Source organism: Pseudomonadota bacterium (assembly GCA_018242545.1).
Classification (GTDB): Bacteria; Pseudomonadota; Alphaproteobacteria; order 16-39-46; family 16-39-46; genus 16-39-46.
In genome coordinates this window covers 1-22,429 of the sequence record JAFEBT010000018.1, presented here as the reverse complement: position 1 = coordinate 22,429, position 22,429 = coordinate 1, and the positions used below count along the sequence as shown (strand labels likewise).

Annotated in this window: 19 protein-coding genes, 2 tRNA genes, 2 pseudogenes and 1 riboswitch; of the genes and pseudogenes, 12 read left to right on the top strand and 11 right to left on the bottom strand. The window is 34.8% G+C overall.

All coding sequences use genetic code 11. The annotated features are described in order from the left end of the window. The first annotated feature begins 9 nt into the window (after nt 1-9). A complete protein-coding gene (locus tag JSS34_03790) occupies nt 10-432 on the top strand; it encodes a hypothetical protein (GenBank protein MBS0185455.1) in 423 nt (140 codons plus the stop codon). Nucleotides 433-944: 512 nt separating this feature from the next. Here the strand turns inward: JSS34_03790 and JSS34_03785 are convergent. After that, entirely contained in the window at nt 945-2,135 is a 1,191-nt protein-coding gene (locus JSS34_03785; protein MBS0185454.1) for a hypothetical protein, read from the bottom strand. A gap of 213 nt (nt 2,136-2,348) precedes the next feature. Here JSS34_03785 and JSS34_03780 point away from each other — a divergent pair, with 213 nt between their 5' ends. The 3 genes from JSS34_03780 (at nt 2,349) to JSS34_03770 (ending at nt 5,974) form a co-directional block, all read left to right on the top strand. Beyond that, on the top strand, nt 2,349-2,588 hold the full coding sequence (locus tag JSS34_03780) for a hypothetical protein (GenBank protein MBS0185453.1): 240 nt from the start codon (nt 2,349-2,351) through the stop codon (nt 2,586-2,588). 724 nt (nt 2,589-3,312) lie between these two features. Beyond that, nucleotides 3,313-3,747, top strand: coding sequence for an RNA polymerase-binding protein DksA (gene dksA, locus JSS34_03775; protein ID MBS0185452.1), 435 nt, complete (start codon nt 3,313-3,315; stop codon nt 3,745-3,747). 67 nt (nt 3,748-3,814) lie between these two features. Further along, nucleotides 3,815-3,983, top strand: a riboswitch (cobalamin riboswitch). Nucleotides 3,984-4,069: 86 nt separating this feature from the next. Then, entirely contained in the window at nt 4,070-5,974 is a 1,905-nt protein-coding gene (locus tag JSS34_03770; protein ID MBS0185451.1) for a TonB-dependent receptor, read from the top strand. Nucleotides 5,975-6,036: 62 nt separating this feature from the next. On the opposite strand, the gene JSS34_03765 is transcribed toward JSS34_03770, so the two are convergent. The 9 genes and pseudogenes from JSS34_03765 to JSS34_03725 all read right to left on the bottom strand — a co-directional run bounded on the left by JSS34_03765 (nt 6,037) and on the right by JSS34_03725 (nt 14,414). Further along, nucleotides 6,037-6,720, bottom strand: coding sequence for an outer membrane beta-barrel protein (locus JSS34_03765; protein ID MBS0185450.1), 684 nt, complete (start codon nt 6,718-6,720; stop codon nt 6,037-6,039). A gap of 267 nt (nt 6,721-6,987) precedes the next feature. Next, a pseudogene (locus JSS34_03760) lies at nt 6,988-7,485 on the bottom strand (porin family protein). Beyond that, nucleotides 7,431-7,649, bottom strand: a complete 219-nt coding sequence (locus tag JSS34_03755; protein MBS0185449.1) for a hypothetical protein — start codon at nt 7,647-7,649, stop codon at nt 7,431-7,433. The pseudogene JSS34_03760 and the gene JSS34_03755 overlap by 55 nt, the downstream one beginning before the upstream one ends. 196 nt (nt 7,650-7,845) lie before the next feature. Then, nucleotides 7,846-7,922: transfer RNA gene (locus JSS34_03750), tRNA-His, on the bottom strand. Between the two features lie 100 nt (nt 7,923-8,022). After that, a complete protein-coding gene (locus JSS34_03745) occupies nt 8,023-8,817 on the bottom strand; it encodes a DsbA family protein (GenBank protein MBS0185448.1) in 795 nt (264 codons plus the stop codon). 48 nt (nt 8,818-8,865) lie between these two features. After that, nucleotides 8,866-10,272 (bottom strand): M48 family metalloprotease, encoded by a 1,407-nt coding sequence (locus tag JSS34_03740; protein ID MBS0185447.1) that lies wholly within the window; start codon nt 10,270-10,272, stop codon nt 8,866-8,868. Nucleotides 10,273-10,528: 256 nt separating this feature from the next. Further along, entirely contained in the window at nt 10,529-13,066 is a 2,538-nt protein-coding gene (locus tag JSS34_03735; GenBank protein MBS0185446.1) for a ribonuclease E/G, read from the bottom strand. A gap of 693 nt (nt 13,067-13,759) precedes the next feature. Further along, nucleotides 13,760-14,173: a type II toxin-antitoxin system VapC family toxin gene (locus JSS34_03730; protein MBS0185445.1), complete on the bottom strand. Its 414-nt coding sequence runs from the start codon at nt 14,171-14,173 to the stop codon at nt 13,760-13,762. Continuing rightward, a complete protein-coding gene (locus tag JSS34_03725) occupies nt 14,157-14,414 on the bottom strand; it encodes a type II toxin-antitoxin system Phd/YefM family antitoxin (protein MBS0185444.1) in 258 nt (85 codons plus the stop codon). The genes JSS34_03730 and JSS34_03725 overlap by 17 nt, the downstream gene beginning before the upstream one ends. 423 nt (nt 14,415-14,837) lie before the next feature. On the opposite strand from JSS34_03725, the gene JSS34_03720 reads away from it, so the two are divergent. The 8 genes from JSS34_03720 to JSS34_03685 all read left to right on the top strand — a co-directional run bounded on the left by JSS34_03720 (nt 14,838) and on the right by JSS34_03685 (nt 21,891). Beyond that, nucleotides 14,838-15,389 (top strand): DUF1013 domain-containing protein, encoded by a 552-nt coding sequence (locus JSS34_03720; GenBank protein MBS0185443.1) that lies wholly within the window; start codon nt 14,838-14,840, stop codon nt 15,387-15,389. Nucleotides 15,390-15,522: 133 nt separating this feature from the next. Continuing rightward, complete coding sequence (locus JSS34_03715) at nt 15,523-16,761, top strand: hypothetical protein (protein ID MBS0185442.1); 1,239 nt, start codon at nt 15,523-15,525, stop codon at nt 16,759-16,761. A 226-nt stretch (nt 16,762-16,987) separates the two neighbouring features. Next, nucleotides 16,988-17,179 (top strand): 50S ribosomal protein L32, encoded by a 192-nt coding sequence (gene rpmF / locus JSS34_03710; GenBank protein MBS0185441.1) that lies wholly within the window; start codon nt 16,988-16,990, stop codon nt 17,177-17,179. Between the two features lie 231 nt (nt 17,180-17,410). Then, nucleotides 17,411-18,472, top strand: a complete 1,062-nt coding sequence (gene plsX / locus JSS34_03705; protein ID MBS0185440.1) for a phosphate acyltransferase PlsX — start codon at nt 17,411-17,413, stop codon at nt 18,470-18,472. Further along, nucleotides 18,472-19,449 carry a ketoacyl-ACP synthase III gene (locus JSS34_03700; protein ID MBS0185439.1) on the top strand — a complete coding sequence of 326 codons (978 nt, stop codon included), beginning with the start codon at nt 18,472-18,474 and terminating at the stop codon, nt 19,447-19,449. The genes plsX and JSS34_03700 overlap by 1 nt, the downstream gene beginning before the upstream one ends. Nucleotides 19,450-19,626: 177 nt before the next feature. Beyond that, nucleotides 19,627-19,703 (top strand) — tRNA-Asp (locus tag JSS34_03695). A 336-nt stretch (nt 19,704-20,039) separates the two neighbouring features. Beyond that, nucleotides 20,040-20,900, top strand: a complete 861-nt coding sequence (locus JSS34_03690) for a helix-turn-helix transcriptional regulator (GenBank protein MBS0185438.1) — start codon at nt 20,040-20,042, stop codon at nt 20,898-20,900. After that, the gene (locus JSS34_03685) at nt 20,884-21,891 is read left to right on the top strand and encodes a hypothetical protein (protein MBS0185437.1); all 1,008 of its coding nucleotides are present in this window, start codon (nt 20,884-20,886) and stop codon (nt 21,889-21,891) included. The genes JSS34_03690 and JSS34_03685 overlap by 17 nt, the downstream gene beginning before the upstream one ends. A 97-nt stretch (nt 21,892-21,988) precedes the next feature. Here JSS34_03685 and tnpA read toward each other — a convergent pair. Continuing rightward, nucleotides 21,989-22,371 (bottom strand): annotated as a pseudogene (gene tnpA / locus JSS34_03680) (IS200/IS605 family transposase). Nucleotides 22,372-22,429: the final 58 nt, after the last annotated feature.

Below are 22,429 nucleotides of genomic sequence, written 5' to 3'. Positions count from 1 at the left end.
TGTTCTAAAATGCGTAAATTTCCATTAAACTTTAATATAAATGAGACACTTCCTGATTTATGGGATCAGGCTATCCTCCAAGAAAAAGAAGCTTTTGATTTTGGATTTTATTGGGAAACATTGGACCAACTTGTTACTCAGGTTCAAAGTGAAGCAGATGAAGTTAAAGAGGCCTTTGACGATAAAGACCGGCCCCATCTTCAAGAGGAAATTGGAGATCTCCTCCATGCTTCAATCGGATTAAGCATATTTTGTGGATTTAATCCCAAAAAAGCTCTTGAAGTCAGCATTCAGAAATTTGAAGCGCGCTTAAAATGTTTGAAAGAACTTGCACAGAAAGAAGGGTATGAAACGCTTGAAGGACAGCCTTTAAATGTTTTAATGGATTATTGGAATAAATCAAAAAAAGAAGTCGAGAAGCGAAAAAAATAAGAATTAAAGCTTCTCAATCCAGAGATTTTTTACAGTGCGTTTCCTTCGTTTGACAGGTTTTATAACACCGTGTTTTATAATGTACACTCCGACAGTTTCTATGACATTGCATAAGCTCTTGCTTACAAGAAAGATAGGGTGGTTTTTTAGCTTTTGTTTCAGAGGAAGAAAAAAAAGAAATGCCTCCAAGTATTAGAAAACACATAAAGAAAAGCGTTTTCATGAGCTCTCCCTTTAGAAATTAAGATGATATCCTTAGAAAAGCTTTCTTCCAAAACAAGCCATATAAAAATTTGCCTTTTAGAGTAAGCCAATTTTCTTAGTCGGATTTTTAAGAAAACTTATATATTAAAAAATGTGAATTCAAATCTGAAGGAGCTTCCTAAAGTAGATTTAAGAGAGCTCCTTCTTTTTTGATTTAACGAATTGGATCTGCATCCATTTTGATAAGATCATAAACTTTTGCTGTGTCTTTAACCCTCCAAGAAAGCCCTCGTTAAACGAACGTGGGACTAAAAGATTTTCTTATGTAAGGAGTTCATGTCTTTAGGAGCAGACGTGGACGTATTACTTTTTTTATAATCAACACCCTTCGAAGGAGTGGTCAAATTATCCTCATCTCTTGGCTTGGTACTTGAGGGTTCTGGCTTTGGTCCTAGAACGGGGTGCTGCATAAGGCTTATAAGGGTTGTTAAGGCATTGTCTAATTTTTTTGCAGTTTGTTCTTGTTTAGCATGTGCCGCTAGGGTTTTATTCTCTGCCGTTATGGAGTCTTGATCAGATTCGATCATTTCATTATCTCCACTTATATTCATTTGATCTCCAAGTTCAATTACGAAATCTCGATCGCTTTCCTTCGTGTCATAAACGGCAGCTTTATGATCTATCTTCATTGTAATATCATTATCTTTTAAAGAACTATAATCCTGAGTTAAAGTTTCACTATCTTTGTCTTCCAAAGTTTGTTTACGTTTTTTTAAAGTGACATCATGTCTTAATTTCTCTTTATCTCTCTTTAATTTAGCCTCTGTGTTTTTAAGAGTTTCCTGAGCTTTCTTTTGTGTGTCTTGAAGAGTATCCAATTCCTTTTTCATTTCTTCAATAAACTTTGAAGGCATCCCGCTTGAATCCTTGAGAGCCTTTTGAAGATCATGTATCTGTACAGTCCAGTCAGCTATTTTCTTCTTTTCGCTTGAAATAGCATGATCTAATTGGGTTTGAGATTTTCTAAGCTTGCTTATGGCAAGTGTTAAATCTTTATTTTGTTTTTTTAATTGATCGATCTTAGCTTGTAGCTTTTTATCCTTAACTTCTATCTTTTTATCTTCGTTCTCTATGGACGTGATATCTAAGCCTTCTGCCTTAAAGTCTTGGTCGTAAGCTGATATTTCTTGCTTGGTTATAGCTATTTTTGATTTTAAGGAAGCAATACTCTCTCTTAATTGAAAGATATCTTGTCCTAAAAAAGTAATATATTGTCGTGCTTCAGCATCATTTTTCTCAGTCTCTTGAATGGCAGTCGTTAATTCTTTAATTTGATGATCCCACATCCAATATTCTGATTGATCCTTATCAAGGAATCCAGAAAGATCTTGTGAAAGAGCGTTTTTTTGCTGTTGATTTTCTATCATACTCATAACTTGTGAGTTTACGATAAGGCTTGTTATTAAGCCTAAGGATAAAGAGGAGATTTTATTCTTCATTGTGAGACTCCATATGTCTTATTTATTATTTAATTTGTTATTAGAGCTTAGTTTAAGTGTATATATAAATTTTTTGAGTGTCAATATTTATATCGGACATATCATGTGTTATCGACATTAGGAGCAATTCTATTGACAAAAATAAAAAATCAAATTATCTCTTAAAGAAGTAAAAGCAATTTAAAACCAAAATAAACATGAAGAGTAATAATTATGAAACGTAAAATATCTCTTTTAAGTCTTGCTGTTCTTGGTGCAATGACATTTTGGCTTTCAAGTCAAGTGGAGGCGAATAAATTAGAAGATATTCTTAAAGCTGCTGATGGTAAAGATGGGAAAAGCTGTTATGATAATTGTCATGATGACTTCCATTGGGGTGAGAAGTGGAAACTTGGTATTTGTATAGCTGTGAATTGTCCACAAGTTTATAACGATGTAAAAAAGGAACTTTAATGATCCCTTAAAAATATACTTATTTAGGAGATTTATCTTATTATCAAGATGAATCTCCTCAATTGGTTGTTTTTTTCATTTAATTTACTTGAAGGTCTAAAATTTCTCGGAGTAGATCCGATAAATGATTTAGTTCCTAAAAAACACTTAAAGGTATTGATGATCCTTTTTCTTTAGACGGACCATGTTGAATAGAAATAATTGCTTAAAAAGAGAGATCACATGAAGTTATGTTTTGTATGCTTACGAACATAATAAGTTGAATAGCGCTCTGAAAATTAAATAAAAAAGAAGATCTTAGTACATTAAACGAACAAAAGAATGCTATAGTTCTTTAAAACTAAAACAAGTTTAACATTATCCATGGCAGCTCTTCATAAGATTTATGAAGCTAGCAAAAAAAGTTACTAAAGATTTTATTGATTTTTAAAATAAAACTTGAAAATTCATTCCTACAATTTCATTGAAATTAATTTTGATAAAACCTTCGAAGAAATATTTTTGAGAAATTCAAGCATTGAGACCTTTATAAAAAGAAAAAAGGTTCGCAATAAAAAAATTGTTTTTTGATTTTTTTCTTGATTTGTGAATAGGAAGATAAATGAACAGAAAAACCCTCTTGTGCTTTTCTGCTTAAAACTTTATAAGAAACACATCAATAAACTTCATAAAATTCGTTCAGTTTAAAGCTTTTGATTTTAAGAAAGAAAGGGGAAAAATCCCTATGGTCGAGTCGTTATCACCCAATTCTATTTTGTCACCTGATTATAAGCCTTCTTCCAAAGAAGATTATATGAATCCTTCTCAATTGGAATATTTTCGTCAAAAGTTATTAAAATGGCGTTCAGAACTTCTGCATGAATCAGAAGAAACATTGCATCATTTGCAAGAAGAAGATCATAATGAGCCGGATGCAACGGACAGAGCAACAACAGAGGCCAATCGTGCTCTTGAGCTTAGAACACGGGATAGGGCGCGTAAACTCATTGGAAAAATTGATGATGCTATAGGCCGCATCGATGATGGGTCTTATGGGTATTGTGAAGAGACAGGAGAGCCAATAGGACTTGCACGTCTTGAAGCACGCCCGATTGCGACACTCACGCTTGAGGCCCAAGAGCGACATGAAAGATTGGAAAAAACTTATAAAGACCTTTAGATTTAAGTTTTTAGATCCAATTTTTATTTTTTTAATGGTTTTTTTTAAAAAACTCATTTATACAATTTTTACAATGGATATCATTGGTGTTTGATGAAGATGTTCTCTTCATTGAATGAAAAGGGAATTTGGTTGAAATCCAAAACTGTCTTCGCAACTGTGATTAAAAGAAAAAATGAGTTTTAGATAAATTTCTTTTATAAGTCAGGAGACCTGCCAATGGAAAAGCTTTTTCTTTAAAGATAAAAATTAAAGAAAAGGCTTTAAATCGTCATACATCTTTATGCGAGGGTTCTGAAGATGGGAGGGAGAGATCTCACAAGTGGCGTTCTTTTTTATAAAGTACGTAAGACCACTTGGAGAAAAAATGGACATCAAGCCCTCATTTCGCACTCTTTTTTATGGAAGTTTTCTTTTTTTCGTATCACAAGAAATTTCTGCAACTTCTTCACAGCCTTATCCTCTTTTTAAGATGCCTGTTGTGTCTGTCCGGGCTCATAAAAATCCTTTTTATTTAAAAAAATCAAATGATGTTCGTGTTCTTAAAAAAGAGAATGGGTTTTCGAATGAACATCGTTTTGAAACGATCTTTGAAAATATTTCCGCTTTAAATTCTTTGGAAACTGGGAGTTTGGGCGGTGCGTCCTTTGTTGCTTTTCCAGGGGGACGCCCTTCTGGCACGCTTGTTTTGTGGGAAGATTTAACTCTAAATGATCCTGCAAGCCTCTCGGGTACTTTTGATTTTTCAACACTTGGTATGGACGCCTTTGAGGGTATTGAAATGTTTCAAGGGAACGATCCAACTGTTGGGACCGCTGGGACGGGCGGGACGATAAAATTATTTACATCCTCTTTAGATAAGAAAACACCTTATGATTCAATGGTAAGAGTTGAAGGTGGCTCAAATGGGTTTGCTTTTTTAGAAGGGCGACAAAGAACTTCTTTCAAGAAGGGTGCTCTAAAAATTGGAGGCATGGGGCTTAGGACTGATGGTGCATCAATTGGAAAAAGCCCTCTTTTGCGTAAACGTATAGGTTACGAATCCATCTCTTTTGATGCACAAGGAAAATTTCAACTTAAAGAAAAAACAAGCGCTTCTTTTTTTTTAAAAGAAACCGAAGATCGGCTTCAAGATCTTTATGACATAAAAGGGCATGTTTCAACCTGGAGCCATTTAGGGGCTTTAAGTATGTATACTGAAAATGAAGCAAAAGATACGATGCATCGTTTTGGAATATCTGAGAGTCTTTTAATTCGACGTTCTTTTGCGTTTCCAATGATTAAAACGAGAGGAGAACGTGAAGAAATACGATATGCTCTTACGCATTTTATAAATTCTAAATGCATGCTCATGGGGGGAGGAGGACTCTTTCAAGAGGGGTTTAATGAAAATGGATTTAAAAAAAGCCGCCTTTCTAAATATGGGTTCTTATCACAAACTTCCGAAATTTTTCCAAAATTAGACTTTACAACAGGCGCGCGTGTTGAAGAAAATAATAGAAAGTCTTCTCCTCTTTTTGCGTTTAAAACAGGAATTTCATATACCTCAGAAAAGCTCATAAATAGCTTAACTTTTGATCTCGCTCAAAAAAATCCCTCTCTTTATGAACTGTTTGCATCCAATGTTTATGCTCAGGGAGATCCTACTTTAAAACCTGAAAAAGCTTATGGCCTTCAAGCTGTTACTTTAAGAAAAGAGGCTTTTTCACAGACGGATCTAGGACTTCGTTTTTTTGAGCGCTGGTTTTCAAAAAGCATCATCGGAACGATGAAGAATGGAAAGACTTTTTATGCTTCTGCACCTCTTTATCGTGCTCAAGGAATAGAGCCTTTTTGGGCTTCAAAGATTGGAAAAAAACTCACATTTCAAGGAGAGTTTACCTATACTGATCTAAAGAGGAAAAAAAATGCAATTTCTCCTGTGATCCTTACACCGCCTTTTAAAGCAACTGGATCTTTGATTTATATGTTACAAGAATCAACAGCGACACAAGAATCTGTTTCTTTTTCTTTAAAGGGGCGATATTTACATTATAAAAATACGCAAATTAAAAAACCAACGTCTTTTACCATTTTTGATGCAGGAGTTGATTGGTATGTGGATGCTCAAAAGAAAATTTATATAGAGTTTAAAAATATATTAAATACACAATATCGGACTCAAATTGATCCAAATATAAGAGGAGAGCCTTTTTCCTTTCGGGTTGGCGTCCAATTCAAGTTTTAAATTTCAGGCATGAAAAAAGCCCCTGAAGATCAGGGGCTTTTAAAATCAACTTTAGGCTCGATTTAGAGACTAAAATGGTAGGAAGCGCCAATACGAACAATGTTATCCCGTGGAGAAATTTTTCCTTGGTTGGTTGCATTCGCTCCATTTGCAATCGTAAATGTTTTGGTTGGATAGATGTTGTGGGTAAAGTCAGCACGAATAGAGACACTGTCAGTAACAAGAGTTTCCATGCCAAGACCCATTGAGTAACCCCACAAAGTCTTTTTATAGGTTGTGGAGAGAGCAGGTGTGGTGAAAGGTTGAGCATTGACCTTTATTTGAGTTCCAGCAGCACCAAGCTTTACGAAAGCCAATGTTTTTGGAGCAATCATGGCACCGAGACGAACAACTGGATTAATGGAGTAGGTTTCCTTAATCGTTGCATATGCATTCCCAGTATTGGCTGCACTTGTAGCATTGTATTTTGTTTCACCAGTTTGTGTTGAGAATGTGAGTTCTCCACCAACATAGTATTGACCAAAAGTAGATCCATACCCTGCAACGAGGCCATAATTAAAAAGTGTATTGGTGGAATTTGCTTTAGTAGCGCCGCCCCCGTTAGCTGCAGCACTTTGAGAATATCCACTTTGAAACACATTTGGTCCAAGTACAACACCCGCATAAGGGCCTGTGAAATTAGCAGCAAAAGCTGATGAGGAAAGAGACGCAATGAATGCAGCGCCTGCAATAAGATATTTTTTCATGTTAAAATCCTTTAAATGAGTATCATAAAAAAAGCTTTTTAAAAGCTAGAAAGAGAAGATAATCCTAAGTAGGCTACTTCTTACTCCTTTGATTTTAAGGTATCTTATCTTAGAGATATCCGTCAATTGAACTATTTCAAAGTAAATAAATAAAATAGAAATGTTGCATGCTGGTCACAGAGTCGATTTCTTTAGAATGGATTAAGCAACAAATAGTTTAAGGAAGGAATTTATCCTCTTTTTTTCTTCTCAATAGAGATTTAAGCTTTAAAAGTTATAGGCAAGCCCTAGACGGAAAATATTATCCCTTGGAGAAATTTTAACGCTTTGTTTATTGGTTGCAGGAGTTGCTGTTGCGACATTAAAATGTTGGGTTGGATAGAGGTTAAATGTATAATCCGCTCGAATTGAAATGTTCTCTGTCGCGTACATTTCTCCTCCTAATCCCATCGAATATCCCCATAATGTTTTTTTGATTTTTGTTTCTGTATAACCTCCACTAGTAGATGTGACGGATCCTTTTATTTGTGTTCCTGCAATGCCTAATTTAACAAAGAGTAACATTTGGGGAGAAATTAGTGTTCCTAAACGAATTGTAGGATTAAAAGAATACCCTTCTTTGATCATAGAAGAGTCGCCTGCGACTCCATTGCCATTTTCTTCTGTTGTTTTAGATTCTCCCTGATTGAGGGTAAAACTCAGATCGGCTCCTAAATAAAAGGTTTCTTTTGTGACGCCATATCCTGCAAAAAACCATAATTTAAAAGTGTTGCAGCATGATTCGCAGTATTAACTTTGTTGCCATTGGTACTATCACTGCGAGATTGAGAGGCATGGCTTTGAAAAATATTTGGTCCGAGGGAGGCTCCGACATAGATACCATTAAAATTTTCAGCTGAAACGATTGAGAAAAATGAAGTTGCAAGCATGATTCACATATTTATACTTTTTTTCATAGAATGAATCCTTTCACAAAAACTTTTAAGTTAGCGCTATAACGGTTATAAGAAAATTTTTTTTCACATAACATCTGATTTAATGAGCACATTTGAGGATGTTTTAAAAAAAAGAAACATTACCTATGGAAATGAATCGTTTAGTCATTAGAACTTTTTTAAAATTTTATGGGGCGAGCGATGGGTCTCGAACCCACGGCCTCCAGAGCCACAATCTGGCGCTCTAACCAACTGAGCTACGCCCGCCATAGAATTTCCTTACTAAGAGCTCTCAGATGTATCGTTTTCTTAAGAAGACGTCAAGATTTTAGTAAAAGTAAATTCTTTTTTTCTTTTAAAAAATAATTTACGTCGCTGATTCCGAGGAGAGAGCCAATTTGGAAGGTCTCCTTTGTTCAGAAATCGTTTTCTGAAGTGTCTCGGGAGAGAGGTATCCAGGAACAATTTTTTCACCAACAATGAAAAAAGGCGCGGCCTCTATTTGAAGCGTTTCTGCAAGCTGTTTATTTTGAGAGACCACTTTTTTAATGCTTTCAGAATTCATATCTTTTTGTAATTTAACGGGATCCACATCACATTTTTTGGCCAAATCCAAGCCTACAGATTCAGTCAAGGGGCCCTTATGCGTCATAAAAGAATGGTGAAGACACGCATATTTTCCTTGTAAATGGGAAGAAAGGGCCATTTGTGCTAGAATTTCAGAATCTTTTCCAAAAATGGGCATTTCTTTATAAATAATTTGGATATTGGGATCTTTTTTAAGAGCATCGGCAAGAGTTTGCTCGGATTTTTTGCAATAGCCACACTGATAGTCAAAAAAGGCAACAATTTTAATATCCCCATTTGAGTTTCCCGAAGTTGGAAGAAAAGCGTGGGCTTTTAAAAGATCTGCTTTATGGCTTTGGATAAGTCGTTCTTGCGTGAGAAGTTTTTCTTTTTCTTCTTGCTCTACAGCTTTTTTAAGAGCTGTTAAAACAATTTTAGGATTTTTATCAAGAAGGTTAAGAACGGCTTTTTCAATTGCTTGAGAAGAAAGGGAGCAGGAAGTCATTGAAGGTTGGTCTGCAAAGGCGTTTTGGGAAAAGAAATTAAAGACAGACACAGCTGTTAAAAGAGTCAAGAGCAAGAGTTTAGAGGGCATTTATTTTATCTCCAAAGTAAGAACAACAAAAAAAGGAGGGTTTTTATTTTAAGGCGTTATTTTATCTTTTATGACAGGTAAATCAAGTGTGTTTTTAATATCCTGAGCTCTTAAGAAAGCAGGATCTTTCCTAGAAAGATTTTTAAGCGCTTTTTCAATTTGAAGTGTTGCTTGTTTTATGTCTCCGGCACGCAAAGCATATTCACTTAGTGCTAAGGCGGCTAAGCCAATTTTATTTTCGCGTCCTAAAGCGATGGCTTTAAGCCGCCATGCAATTGCTTCATCAGGATCTTTTGTTAAAACCTCTTCAAGAATGACACGTGCCTTTTTGAGAAACTGAGAGGTTTGGTCTTCAAGGAGCGTTTGAGCAAATGCAAGTTTTAAAGACGCATCTTCAGGTCTTAAGGAAACGGCTTTCTCATAAGGAGGAATGGCTTCTTGGATGCGACCTGCCATAAAAAGAATTTGGCCTTTCATTTCTAGGAAAAAAGGATCTTCTGGAAAGTCATGCAGAAGAATATTGATTTCTTTAAGCGCATTGTTTGTTTGATTGAGTTTTAAGTAAGCAATCGATCTTGCATAATGTGCTTCTAAACTTTGATCTTTTTCTGAAAATTTGCTTAAAACTTGAGCGGGGGGCGACAGAAATGCGAAGAGTTTTACATGAACACGTTTAAACATTTCTTCAAAATGTGCCGGCGGAGAAACATTTTTATAAGGAGAGTTTTCAACAGCCCGCTTCATGGTATCAAGACGTTCTTGCGTGAGGGGGTGGGTTCTTACATAAGGATCTTGATTGTTTGTGAGGAGAAGTTCTTGCCCCGAGAGCTCTTCAAATGTATTGAGGAGGCCTTGAGGGCTCCAATGGAGTTCATTAAGGTAACGCAATGCAGATTGGTCCGCAGAAGCTTCTTGCCCTCTATTGTATTGAAGAAGGCTTCTTTCTGCAATTTGAGCTGCACCAAGAGCCGCTGCAGCGCCTCCTTCAATGCCTCCTAAAAAAAGACCGGCAGCTGTTCCGACAAGCCCCGTTAAAAGAGCAGGATTTAAAATTTTCTGAAAGCTATCTTCCCGTCTGGAAATATGATTTCCAGCAATATGGCCTGTTTCATGGGCAAGAACCCCGATCACATCCCAGACCGTCTTTGATTGCAGCAAAAAACCAGTGTTAATAATCATCATTTGACCTGCCATGGCGGCAGCGTTCATTTCTGGGTCAATAATGATAATAATTTTTTCTTCACCTGGTTTGAGGCCTGCAACTTTAAAAAGAGGATCAATATAAGCTTTGAGCATATGTTCTGTTTCGCTATCTCTAATAACAACCCCTTTTTTAAAATCAAAGACACTCCATACCTCTGGCGCCAATGTGAGTGCTGCTATCAAAAAGAAGAAAAAAGCACCTAAAAAACATCGAAATTTTTGAAGGGTTAAAACGCAAAACAGAGAATTCATAAAAAGCTTCCTTTTTAAAAGATTTATTTTTTTTGTTAGTATGTCAGATTTTTTTCTTAAAACAAAGGGAAAGAGAGCGTTTTTCTAAAGATAAGTTTTTTTAAGGAAGTATTCAAAAACTTTTGTCTTTAATACATGTTCTTTAAAGGGAAAAAGGCGTTAATATCTCATCTTTCTTTTGCTATAAAAAAATGCCAGTAGATATAAGGTTAACTCTCATAATAAACTGGCATTTTTAAAATTTTTAGAATTCTTTTTAATCAAGGAGCCTTTGCCACCATCCTTTACGAACGCCCTCTGAAGTTTCGGAAGATTTAGGAATAGAAGGGGCTTTATGCTCTTTTGCTTGGTGGGAAGGAGTAGGTTTGGATTTTTCCTCTTGTTGCTCAGAAGAAGGAAGCAGTTCTTTTTCTTGGGCTGGAGGTAAGGGTTTTGAATCTTCTCGTTTTCTGTCTTTGAAAGACCGATTTCGAGAGTTTAGGGGGTATCTACTTTTTCGACGAAAAGGTCTCTCTTCTGAAGATGAAGAAACTTCAACAGAAGAAGATTTATCTTGATGTGCGGAGAAAGGCGTTTCTACTTCAACAGATTTACTTTCAGGCTGAGAATCTGAAATTACAACAAAGTTTTGATCGATTTGAGAGTTTTGTTTAAATGACCCTTGGCGTGTTTTACGGAAAGATCTTCGAGCTTTATGGTGCGGTCTTTCGGACACATTTTCTGAAGAAATTTCTGAAGGATTATTTGTAGAAAGAGAAGGAATTTCTTCTTTATTTTTTAAGACAACAGGAGTTTCTGTGTCAAAAGATTGAAGAGAGTTTGATTCTCGACGCGCTTTATGTTTATTGCGACGATTCCTTTTTTTTGCAGAATGGCGCTGTTGAGAAAGCAGAGAGCCTTCCGTTTCTAAATTATCCTCTGCCGTTAGAACTTGAGCAAGATTTTCAGGTTTTTGCTCTGAACGTTTTCGGTTTTCTTTGCGTGGAGCTTCAAGAGATTTTTCATCTTCTAAAGAAGGATGGAAAGGAGAAACAATTTTAAAGTCAGCTGCAAGGAGCTGATCATCTCCAAGAATCGTAATAGCGAGAGAATAACGCTTATCAAGATCTAAAAGATGAGCACGTTTTTGGTTTAATAAATAAGAGACGACAGCGTGTTGTGCATAAATTGTGACTGGGGCTACAGTTATTTCAGTATTTTGGGAAGAAGGCACCTTTAGATGCTCTTCAAGTGTCCGTAAAATCTGGAGAGCAACTGATTCAGTTGAACGAACCATTCCTGTTCCGCGACAGTGGGCACAGGGGATAGAACTTGCTTCTAATAAGTTTGGCCGCAGACGTTGTCTTGAAAGTTCCAGAAGACCAAAAGGACTAATACGTCCAAGCTGTGTGCGTGCTCTGTCTTCGCGCATGGAATCACGTAGCCTACGTTCTACGGCAGCATTGTGACGCGGATCGCTCATATCTATAAAATCAATAACAATAAGACCAGCAAGGTCTCGAAGGCGGATTTGCCGAGCTGTTTCTTCCGCTGCCTCCAGATTTGTTCTTAAAGCTGTTTCATCGATATGACGTTCACGATTCGCTTTTCCGGAGTTTACATCTATGGCAGTTAAAGCTTCTGTCGGATTAATAACGATATATCCTCCAGACTTTAGTTGAACAACAGAACTGTACATTTCATCAATTTGTTCTTCAACCTTATAGTGCCGAAAAAGAGGAGCCGTGTCATCTTTATAGGATCGAATACGTTTTACATGGCTAGGCATTAAAAGCCGCATAAAATCTTTTGCATTTTTATGCGCTTCTTCTCCTTCAACAACGACCTCCTCAATATCTTTTGAATAAAAATCTCTTAATGTCCTTTTAATCAAATCTCCCTCACGATAAATGAGAGCAGGTGCAGAGGATTTTAAGGTAAGTTCTCGAATATCGTTCCAGAGCTTTAAAAGATAATCAAGGTCTCTTTTGATTTCAAGCTTCGTGCGTTCCATTCCAGCCGTCCGAACAATTACGCCCATGGTGGGTGGAAGTTCAAGGTCTTCAAGCAGAGATCGGAGCCTTTTTCGACTTTGTACATCTGTAATTTTACGAGAAATCCCACCTCCTTTTAATGCATTGGGCATTAAAACACAATATCTCCCAGCAAGTGAGATATAGGTGGTAAGTGCTGCTCCTTTTGTTCCACGCTCTTCTTTAACAACCTGGATTAAAAGAATTTGACGACTTTTGATAACTTCTTGAATTTTATATTTTTTATGGAAAATGCGAGGGCTTTGCATGGGACGAGCAGAATCAATATCAAGATCTTCAGTCTCATGACTTTGAGAAGGGGAAGAGATAAAAGTTTCTTCATTTGATTGTGTTTCATCTGTGGTATCAATAACTTTTAAAAAATCAATAGATTCTTTTGAAGAGGTTTTTTTAGTCGAAGATTTTTTTAAAGAGGCGGATTTTTTCCCAAGTATCGAAAGATCTTCTTTTTCGTCATCAGGAAAAGCACTCTGGGCGGACCTCTCCAATTCTTCGAGCTTTTCTCTGTCAGAAATGGGGATACGAAAATAATCTGGATGGATTTCATTAAAAGCTAAAAATCCATGGCGTCCCCCCCCATAATCAACAAAAGCAGCTTGTAAAGAAGGTTCTACGCGGATGACTTTTGCCAGATAAATATTTCCCTTAAGAGGAAGCTTATGGGCAGACTCAAAGTCAAATTCTTCAAGTTTAAAATTGTTAATAACAGCAATCCGTGTTTCTTCAGGATGGCTAGCATCAATGAGCATGCGCTTGGTCATAAAAAAATCTCCGTTTTGTTTAAGGCAAAGACGGTTTAGCGCACCAATGATTCTTAAAAAACAGGATAAAGACCCTAGTATTATAGTTCTGGCCCAAAAGAGCTGGAAACAAATGGTATAGAGTTTTAAGATTTGTTTTAGAAATATTGATTTGATTATATTTTAAATCAGTTTCTAACACCTTGTCTTTGAAGATCTTATAGTGCGTCAAAAGTCTGTTGAAAAAAAGATGCTTTTTCTTAAAAAAGTTCATGATACGTTTTTTTCCTTTTTGAAGGAAAGAACCACCAAGGAAGTTGTTTTTTGAGAAGAACTTAAAGGTCATAAATTTTTCCAAAAATATAAATTTTTTTGGAAAATGTTGAATTACATAAACAAAAGAAGCAATAGTCATAAGATTCTTTTGAAGCGTCATGTTTAAAAACCTATGAAGAATTCCCAAGGATTTTATTCTTTGGAAGGACTAAAATAAACGAACTGAACTATATAGACACCTGAAAATCCTTTGAAATATTTACAGAGTCTTAGGGTGTCTTAGAAAAACTTATACGTGCACGAAGCACTTAACTTTTTCTACATTACTGGTTTAAAGAGAAATCTACAATCGCTTTCTTTATTTTTTTTTAACAACTCTTCATTGCGTGTTCATATTTATACGCTATATTTCAATTAATTCAGGAAGTTAAAAGTTTTTTAGGAGTTTAAGACAAAAGGGTTTATAATATGGAGTTCATTAATCTTAAAGTCTTTCACATTTCGTGTGACAAATGTTAGGTTATGAACGAAAGCAGTAGACGCTAATAAACCATCAATAGCTGGGAGAGTGTAATGCGCGGCTAGACGTCCCCATTGTTCGGCTACATCTAAATCTATAGGCAGGACTCTCTTATCAAACCAGTCTAACAAAACAACATCTAACCAGGTTATAAGCTTTATTTTTCGCTGAGGGTCATTTAGCTTTTCTATACTTTTTCTAATTTCTCCAATCGTTAATACACTTATATAAAGCTTTTCGGAGGGTACATTTTTTAGCCATTGAATAACTTCAGGGTTAGGTTTCTGCCGATAAGTTTCAGAAACGATGTTTGTATCAAGCAAGTAGCGCATCTGTGTCTCTTGGCATGGATTTATCTCTATCAATATCGAGCTCAACACCTTTGAATGGGGATTGATTCATAAGCTCTAAAAAAGAGAGATTTGATTTTGTAAGGGCATCATATTCTCTTTTAGATAACAAAACAGCTTCCTCTTTACTGCGAACAGTTATAATTTGAGGGCCATCGGTGGAACACAAACGAACAAGTTTGCTAAATTTTGCTTTTGCTTCTTGGAGTTGCCATGTATGCATCTTACATTCTCTTGTATATTAGTCTAACTAGACTGACTATACTGTAGCAGGAATTTATTTGCAATATTAAAAATTCTTAAGCTCAAACTGAAAAGGTACTTTTTAAAGATAAACCTTCAATTGGGCTAGGGGTCTATTTAGCATCTCAATGAAAAAGCAAGAGATTTTAGTATATATTTTCTTCATCCTACTCTTGATTTCTTCTGCCGACCTCCTTATAATCCGTTTATGAAAAGTGCGAATTTTTTCATTTTAGATTAAAGTGGCAGGGCATTCTTAGGTCGAGTTATTGCTTAAAACGGTGAAAGCAGACTCTTTTTTGTAAAAAGCAGTCATTTAAATCTGAGAGGTTTCTCTTTTTAAAGAAAAAGAGGATGTCTAGATAGGTTATCGCTTTGAAAATTGAAAGAAAGAAGTAAATTTATGTCTCTTTATTCCCCTTCGACAGCTCCTTTAATGCCAAAGGCTACTGCAATTTGGTTAATCGAAAATACCACACTAACCTTTCAACAGATTGCTGATTTTTGTGGAATTCACTTATTAGAAGTGCAAGCGATTGCAAATGAAGAATCCTCTCAAGGAATGATGGGAGCGAGTCCACTTGCTATGGGGCAATTGACTCAAGAAGAAATTGAGCGATGTGAGAAAAATCCTCATGAAAAACTAAAGATCCAAACTTCGTTATCAGAAATTCTTCTAAATGCAAAAACAAAAAAACAAGATTCAGGAAGAGGTTCACGATATACACCGCGTGCACGTCGCGGTGAAAGGCCAGATGCCATTGCGTGGCTTTTGAAGCAATATCCATCTATCTCAGATGCTGATGTTATAAAACTTGTCGGAACAACAAAGGCTACAGTTATTGCTCTTCGCAATAGAACACATTGGAATATGACGAATATTAAACCTAAGAGTCCGGTCGTTTTAGGATTTTGTACTCAAGAGGAATTGGACAAAATTTCTAAGGACTTTTAATAAGATTTTTGAAAATTCAAAATGTTATAGACGCCTTTTATTTTGGGATAAGAGGCTCAAAAACTCCTTCTTTTAAAGCAGTTTTATTTGAAAATTAAAAAAAATTAAAAGTATTTCTTTAGTGAGAGGAAAAATGAAAAATCAAAGAAATCAATATGTTAATTTTTTAAAAATAGCTGGAGTGCTTTTTTTGTTTGGATTGAGCAAGGTTGGGCTTTGTTCTGAAAGCAATGTTTTTCCTGAATCACGTGTTCATATGGGGATTAATGTTAATCTTAAAAATACAGCGGAATCAGATACAACCGTTGTTGGATCACAAATTGTTTTAGAAAATGAAACGTCAGGTGATTTTAATGCTTTAGGTGAAAATATTGCAATCTTATCTCCTGTACAGGGAGATTTTGAAGTGATCGGAAATCGGGTAACCATAAACTCTTTAATAGAAGGCGATGCTCAAATTTTTGCTTCAAAAGTATATTTTATGCAAAATGCTTCTGTTGAAGGACAAAGCAAAATTATCGCTCAGAAAGTATTCTTAAAAGGAGCTCTTTTAGGTGATACTTATATTAAGGCGCGTAAAGTCTATATTAATGGTATTATGCAAGGGGCAGTTTTATTGGATGCACATAAAATTGTTATTGGGAATCAAGCCATTATAAAACAAGGATTTTCTTGCCCCAAAGGGGCGTTATTAACCCTCTCTAAGGAGGCTCAAATTATTGGGGGAATTACATATTTTAATCCCACGCAAGCAGAAGCTATAGCTCATAATGATCAAATATTTGAAGCAGGAGTATGGGCAAAAACCTTTCATTTTTTTGAAGAAATCATAACAAAAGAAGTTCAGAAATATTGGGATTTTAGTTCAACACTTTGGTCTTTAGCTCTTTTTTTATTTGTTTGGCTCGTGGCAATTGGATGTATTTTTCTTTTTTATCAAGCAACACCTCTTTTTCTTCAAGACTTAACACAAATGGCGCTTGAAAACCCTGGACGATCATTAGGAATTGGTTTGGTTGGGCTTGTCTTAATTCCTTTTTTTGGAATACTAATGTGTTTAACATTTGTAGGCATTCCTTTTGCTTTTCTCATTTTTCTTTTTTATTTTGCTCTTCTTTTTTTGGGAAAAATTATCGGTATCTGGATTTTTGCCCAATGGCTTGTTCTCTATACACCTTTAAAGAAAAAAATTTCATTAGGCCGTGATGTTCTTATGTTTACACTTTCGCTCGGAATTATTAGTATTTTGAGTCTTATTCCTGTTCTTGGATGGCTTTTTATGACTCTTGTTTTTTTAATGGGAGTTGGAAGTATTTTGGCTGTGATCTTCTTTCGAGAAAGAAAGAGTGTTCTTTTATTGGAAAAACTTTGAACTAAGGAAATTTTTTGTACTCAAAGGAAGGCTTAAGTACTTGGGGCCACTTTCTAATGATTTCTTTGTAAAAAAATGAGAAAAAGGATTCGGCCTTGCATTTTGAAAAATTTTAATGTATCCAAAGGAACACATATAGTAGTAGATCTTTAAACAAGATTTAAAATAATCTTGGTAAGGATCTTTAGCAGATCTTTTTTTAGCATTTCGATAGAAGAGTTTTATCATGGCAGTTCCTAAGAAAAAAACGTCTCAATCACGTCGTAACATGCGACGCTCTCATCATGCTTTGACAGCTTCAGCATATGGAGAATGTGGACATTGTGGTGAGTTAAAAAGACCCCATCATGTCTGTTCTTCATGTGGACATTATGCCGGGCGCGATACTGTTAAAGAGGCGAGCACAGCAGGACAATGATCTAAACATAAGATATGTTCTTAAAATTTTTTCCCATAGAGAGATAAAATTAAGGGAATAAGAGAAACACTTTTTGAGCATAATTAAAAAAATGAAGTCTGTTGGCAAAGCCGTTTGATATTTTTTAAAGGATATCGTATAAGATGGTTCTTACTTTTTTGTTGAAAAAACAAAAGGTTGAATACTAATGTTGAGGCTGATATTAAGGTTTTTCGAAAAATTCAAATGAAGATGAATCAAGAACTCATTCTAGCGTTGGACGCAATGGGGGGAACAAAAGCTCCCCAAGTGGTTGTGGAAGGCGCCCGACTTGCTCTTGAAAGATATCCGCGCTTAAAATTTTTATTTTTTGGAGACGAAACACAACTAAGTCCCCTTTTAAAAGATGATAAAAAACTTTCAGCCGCCGCGGTAATACGTCATACCGATATCATTGTTAATGATGAGATGAAGCCTTCTGCAGCTTTGCGTGTTGGTCGCAAATCGAGCATGGCTCTTGCTATTCAATCTGTTGCTGACGGGGAAGCTTTGGGCGTGATTTCTGGGGGAAATACGGGAGCATATATGGCTCTTTCTAAAATTTTATTGAAAACAGTAAAAGGTATTTCTCGTCCCGCCATAGCGAGCTATCTTCCAACGGAACGGGGAGGAGAAACAGTCATGCTAGATTTAGGTGCAAATGTTGCATGCGATGAGTTTAATCTTGTTGAATTTGCAATTATGGGATCTGTTTTTGCAACAGATGTTTTAGGATATAAGAATCCAAGTGTGGGTCTTTTAAATATTGGTGAAGAAGATCTTAAGGGAAGTCCTGTTTTGAGGCGTGCAGCTGATTATTTAAAAAATTATCCTGGCATTAATTTTTATGGGTTTATTGAAGGAAATGATATTTCTAAAGGAACGGTAGATGTTGTTGTCACAGATGGATTTACGGGAAATGTTGCACTTAAGACATTAGAAGGAACAGCGCGTCTTATTCGATCCTTTTTAAAAGATGCTTTCGCTGGATCACTCTTAGGGAAGATCGGATATTTCTTTGCTCTTCCAACATTAAAGCATGTTTTTCAACGGATGAATCCAAGCCGTTATAACGGTGCCATATTTTTAGGCCTTAATGGGATTGCCATAAAAAGTCACGGATCAACGGACGCTTTAGGCTTTTCAAACGCAATTTCTGTTGCTGTCGACATGCTTTCTCATGGTTTTAAATCACGAATAGAGATAAATATGGAAGATGTTAAAGCTTTTCTTGCTCAAGTAGAATCAGAGGTTAAAACTCAGGAAGAGAACTGATGGAATTGAATTCAGTTATTGTTAAAGGAATAGGCGGCTTTTTACCCGAAAAACGTTTTTCTAATGATGATTTTTCAGAAAGCTTAAATACATCCCATGAATGGATCTATGAAAGAACAGGGATTGAAGCACGTCGCATTGCAGCGTCCCATGAAACCACTTCAATTTTGGCGGTTAAAGCTTGTGAAGTGGCTCTCAAAGATGCAGGCATTAAAGCGGATGAGATTGATCTCATCATATGTGCAACGGCAACACCCGATAAGACATTTCCTGCAACAGCTGTTTTGATTCAACATGCTTTAGGTGTTTCTCAAGGTTTTGCTTTTGATATTCAAGCAGTGTGTAGCGGATTTGTTTATGCGCTTACCCTTGCCAATAATTTTTTAAAGCTTGGACAAGCAAAAAAAGCCCTGGTGATTGGCGCGGATGTTTCTTCACGCATCTTAGATTGGTCTGATCGCACAACATGTGTTTTATTTGGTGATGGAGCAGGGGCCATGGTTGTGGAAGCGATTTCTCCTAAACAAAACACACAAAATCGCGGGATTCTTTCTACGTCGCTTTATTCAGATGGAAAATTTTCAAGTCTTTTAGAAACAACAGGTGGGGTTTCAACAACAGGAACAGCGGGAACAATCCTTATGCAAGGACGTGAAGTCTATCGGCATGCTGTTGAGAAGATGACCAAGGGGATTCAAGAGGCCCTTGAGAAAAATAATTTAACAATTTCTGATATTGATTGGCTTGTTCCCCATCAGGCAAACAAACGTATTATGATTGCAGTTGCTGAACGTCTTGGTATTCCTCCTGAAAAGCTTATTATTACGCTTGGTGAACATGCAAATACTTTTGCCGCTACAATTCCATTAGCTCTTTGGGAAACTCAGAAAAAGAATCTTATTAAAGAAGGGGATCTTATTGTTTTGGAAGCCCTGGGAGGAGGATTGACCTGGGGATCCGTTGTTTTACGGTGGTAGAGCCTGTGCAAAGAATTTTAAAGGAAGTTTTCTTAATCTTTATATCAATTTAGCCGATTTTTAAATTTAAAAAAATGCATGTGTCCTTTCTTATAGCTCGAAAAACACTTGACATAAGAGGTGTGACAGGGTAGGCAATATCAATCTTTTATAAGATTTTTTTAAAAAGTCTTTTAGGGGGGTGTAGCTCAGTTGGTTAGAGCGCCGGCCTGTCACGCCGGAGGCCGCGGGTTCAAGTCCCGTCACTCCCGCCACTTTTTTATTCCAGCAATTGACTAAAATTAAGAATATTTTGAAAATATTTTGGGCTTTCTATGCTTGATTGAATAGTATTTATGTGAATTAAGAGGAAAAAATTAAAAAAACTATAAAAATGTCTATTTTCTCTTTAAATTACAGAGTTATCGAGTTCTTATTCAGAGAGTTTTTATTATCAAGCTTTACAATGCTTTTTTATTAGATTAAATTTAATTTTGTTTAAATTTAGAGAGTAAAATTATACCGATAAGCTAATAAGTGACTCATATAAAACTTTTTTAAAAATCTAAAAATAAAGAAAGTATTTTTTCTCTAATCTTATGGAAACTTTGATGGAGCAAAATAAAAAAAACCTATTTCAAAAAAACATAGAAATAAATTTAAAATTAAAAGAATTAACCATTCCTCTATTTGAAAATTCGCCTATTAATTCTGTTGGTTGTATGAGTTTTTTTATAGAAAAAGGAGAATATACTATTTATGATTCTAATTTAGAATGGGTTAAATTTTTCCTTGAGGAGTCGATTGATTTTACAAACAATCAACAGAGAAAAAATTTGCTAAAAAATATTTTTATTCATGATAAAAATTCTTACGTATCTTTTTGGGGAAAGGGCTATAATAATATAAACAACTATATTAACTCAGCTTTGACGTTGTGTAATAAGAATATTGGTCTAAGCATTTGGGAGAAAAGTAAAACCACTTTAAATGTATTTTCTTTTTCTACTAATTTGAGTAACTATGAAATAGTACCATTTTTTTCTAATAATATAAGCATGCTTAATTACTATATTCTATATTTAAACCAAAAACTTCCAGAGCTTACTAATAGTACTCAATATACTTTTTTAGAATGCCAAGATAAATTTTTTTTAAAAAATCTAAATAATCTTCAAAATTCTAATCTTACCAATTCAATTTTGAATCAAGCTCATTTATCTAAAATTAAGCTGAATGTGAAAGAACAGCCGTGTTATCTTACTTTTCAACAAATTAAAATAATCTACTACTTAGCTCATGGAATAAAGACGAAACAAATATCTGATATAATGAATATTTCTTCTCGAACTGTAGAATCTCATTTAGAAAATATTAAAATTAAAACATCTTTATATTCTAGAGATGCCTTATGTGAACTTTATTACCAAGAACTTCATGAGAAACTTAAGATTTATGATGCTCAATTTTAGAATTTATAAAAATTCTTATTTACTAAAAACATGCATGTTTAAAATATTATCATGTTTTTTCTTCACAGTATCAAATACTATTTTATCCTATGTAATTAGAAATCAAGTTAATGAATTAAATTATGCAGAAATAAATAAAATGCTATTTTTTCAATATTTCTTTCTGTCTATGTTATTATTTCCCTATCTATTATATAAAAAGGGATATAAAAATCTTAAAATTAATTTTTTTAGATCAATAGCTATTTATCCTGCAATTATTTTCTTTTATATCTCTTTGGCTTATTTTCAAATTACGATGCTTTCATTTTTCTTATTAATAATACCTATTGCTTCTTTTGTGTATATTTTTTTTTATGAAAAGAGATATAATTTATTTTATTTAACAATTAATTTATTATCAATAAGTGGTATATGTGTTATAACTGAATTTCAAACATTAAAAATTTTTAATTTTTATATATTATTTCCTATTATTGTAATTTTATTATTTGTTTTTGATATAATTTACTGTAAAAATTATTTTTCTAATGCAAAAAATGCTTTTTGTGATACAATTACAATTTTTATATTTATTTCTACATTTTCCTTTTTATTTTGTATTTTTAATCAAAAATTTTACAATTTCGAATGCTTTTATGAACTTATCACACTAAGTCTTTTTACTTTTTTGGCTTACTATTGTAATATTAAAGCCCATATTTATTCACAAGTTTCTGATATTGTTCCTTTTATAGCTTATCAAATTATTTTTAGCCGTGTTAGTGATTATTTATTATTCCAAAAAGAATTTTTTTGGTTTGATATGTTGGGTATTTCCTTAATTTTTTTTTCCTCTGTACTTATTTTTTTCTATAAAAAAATTAATGTGCCTGAAACCATACCCCATGACACAACTTCAATTTTTAAAGATAACCTAAAGAAAAAAGAAACTTATTCGACGGTGGTTTTGGATAAGGTAAATGAAGAGAAATCAGTAAAAATCTATTAAAATTTCTTTCAGTCATAATAAGCATATCCAAGCCATTTACTCCCACTAGAAGTGGGAGTTTGTTTATGAACCGCTCAAAGCGGATTTGTGTTACTTATTACCTGTAAAACAGGGCCAATTGTTCAGTCCGCTGATCATCAACTTCTTGGTTCTTGATATATCTTCGAACTGTTTCCTCGTTGAGCCCAACTGTACTCACAAAATATCCTCGAGCCCAAAATTTCTGCCCAACAAAATTCTTTTGTTTGTTTGCAATATTCTGAGCTACCCATATAGAGCTCTTCCCCTTTAAAAACCAACAATATTTGAAACTGCATGTTTAGGAGGGATTGATATCAACATATGAATGTGATCAGACATAAGATATCCTTCTTCTATTTTACATCCCTTTTGCTCTGCTAGACGATGAAATACCTCCTTAAGTTCCTTTCGAATTAATCCAAATAATGCTTTTTTTCTATATTTGGGCGTAAATACGATATGATACTATTTCCATAAATTAAAATAACAAGTATGATGTTCTGCAAATGGAAGCAAT